This window comes from Pseudomonas marincola, assembly GCF_900116605.1.
GTDB classification, from domain to species: domain Bacteria; phylum Pseudomonadota; class Gammaproteobacteria; order Pseudomonadales; family Pseudomonadaceae; genus Aquipseudomonas; species Aquipseudomonas marincola.
The window spans coordinates 1-2,062 of the sequence record NZ_FPBC01000030.1 but is presented as its reverse complement, the minus strand read 5'-3'; the positions used below and the strand labels follow the sequence as shown (position 1 = coordinate 2,062).

Annotated in this window: 2 protein-coding genes; both read left to right on the top strand. The window is 62.3% G+C overall.

The annotated features are described in order from the left end of the window. Nucleotides 1-81: 81 nt before the first annotated feature. Nucleotides 82-441: an IS66 family insertion sequence element accessory protein TnpB gene (gene tnpB / locus BM395_RS23065; RefSeq protein ID WP_003460146.1), complete on the top strand. Its 360-nt coding sequence runs from the start codon at nt 82-84 to the stop codon at nt 439-441. Nucleotides 442-460: 19 nt separating this feature from the next. Continuing rightward, nucleotides 461-2,020, top strand: a complete 1,560-nt coding sequence (tnpC, locus tag BM395_RS23060) for an IS66 family transposase (protein ID WP_090515968.1) — start codon at nt 461-463, stop codon at nt 2,018-2,020. Nucleotides 2,021-2,062: the final 42 nt, after the last annotated feature.

The following is a 2,062-nucleotide window of genomic DNA, read 5'->3' as shown; positions in this document are numbered from 1 at the left end:
GTAAGCGCTCCATAAACCCCACCTGCCTATAGCCCGCAGATCAGCGGATGCTGAACTCCTGTTTTCTCTGGAGTTCATCCCATGATGCGTCCCGACGCCAAGGTCCAAAAGGTTTATCTGTATCCCAAGCCTGTCGACTTCCGCAAATCCATCAATGGCCTGGCGGCGCTGGTCGAGCTGGACATCAAGGTGGAGGTGTTCAACCCGGTGCTGTTCGTGTTCCTCAATCGCACCCGCAGCCAGGTCAAGATTCTCTACTGGGAGCGCAATGGCTTCTGCCTGTGGCTCAAGCGTCTGGAAGCCGAGCGCTTCAAGACCAAACCCGATGCCGGTGACGAGGCCATTGAGCTGACGGTCGATGAGTTGAACTGGCTGCTCGACGGCATCGACCTGTGGCGTAACCGCCCGCACCAGATACTGACGCCGCGCTTCGTGACCTGAGCCGGTATAATCCACGGCCATGATCGCCGTGCCCGAATCCCTTCCTGACGACCCAATCCTGCTCAAGCATTTACTGCTGCTGGCCAGTGAACAGGCGGCTGCGAAAGATGCTCGCATAGAACAACTTCAGGAACAGGTCGCCCTGCTGCGCCACAAGCTGTTCTCGCCCAAGTCCGAGCGCAGCCCTGAAGATGCCGACTCACCGCAGTTGGCCATGTTCAACGAGGCCGAAGAGCTGATCGAAGCGCTGGCCGCCGAGCCAGCCGAAGCCGAAGCCGAAGCCGAAGAAGTCGTTGCGCCGGTCAAGCGCCGTGGCAAACGCAAGCCGCTGCCGGCCAACCTGCCGCGTGTGGAGGTCATCCATGAGCTGCCCGAGCACGAACTGACCTGCGCCTGCGGCGCCTGCAAACAGGTCATCGGTGAAGAGACCAGCGAGCAGCTGGAGATCATCCCGATGCAGGTGCGGGTCATCCGCCACATCCGCAAGACCTACGCCTGCAAGGCCTGTGAAACCGCGCCGGTCACCGCCGACAAGCCGGCACAACTGATCGAGAAGAGCCTGGCCAGCCCCAGCGTATTGGCGATGCTGCTGACCACCAAGTACGCCGACGGCATCCCGCTGTACCGCTTCGAGAGGATGCTCAGCCGCCACGGCGTCGACATCCCACGGCAGACCCTGGCGCGTTGGGTGATCCAAAGTGGCGAGCAACTGCAACCGCTGCTCAACCTGATGCGCGACAAACTGTTCGAATACCCCGTGTTGCACTGCGACGAAACGCGTCTGCAGGTGCTGCATGAACTGGGACGCGACCCCTCGGCACAATCCTGGATGTGGGTGCAAAGCGGTGGGCCGCCGGACAAGCCGGTGATCCTTTTCGACTACACAGCCAGCCGTGCGCAGGAGGTGCCGCTACGCCTGCTCGATGGCTACCGCGGCTACCTGATGACCGACGACTACGCCGGCTACAACGCCGTGGCCGTGCAAGAGGGCATCGAGCGGTTGGCCTGCTGGGCGCATGCGCGGCGCAAGTTCGTCGAGGCGCAGAAAGTGCAGCCCAAGGGCAAGACCGGCCGTGCCGACATGGCGCTGAACCTGATCAACAAGCTTTACGGCATCGAGCGCGATCTTAAAGAGGTCGACGACAGCGAACGCCTGGCCGCCCGCCAACAACGCAGCCAGCCGCTGCTCGACCAACTCAAGGCCTGGCTGGACAAAACCCAGCCGCAGGTCGCTGGGCAGACGGCCCTGGGCAAGGCGGTGAACTACCTGGCCAGCAACTGGAGCAGGCTGGTGCGCTACATCGAAGGTGGGCATCTACCGATCGACAACAACCGCGCCGAGAACGCCATCCGACCGTTCGTCATCGGCCGCAAGAATTGGCTGTTCAGCGACACGCCCAAGGGTGCCACGGCCAGCGCGCAGATCTACAGCCTGATCGAAACCGCGAAAGCCAACGGGCAGGAGCCCTACGCCTGGCTGCGCCACATCCTTGAACGCCTGCCTGCGGCACAGAGCGTCGAAGACTACGAAGCGCTGCTGCCGTGGAACTGCTCGCCAGCTTCTGCCTCTGCTTCCTGAAAACAAACCCGTCCGCCAGGACGGGGTTTATGGAGCGCTTAC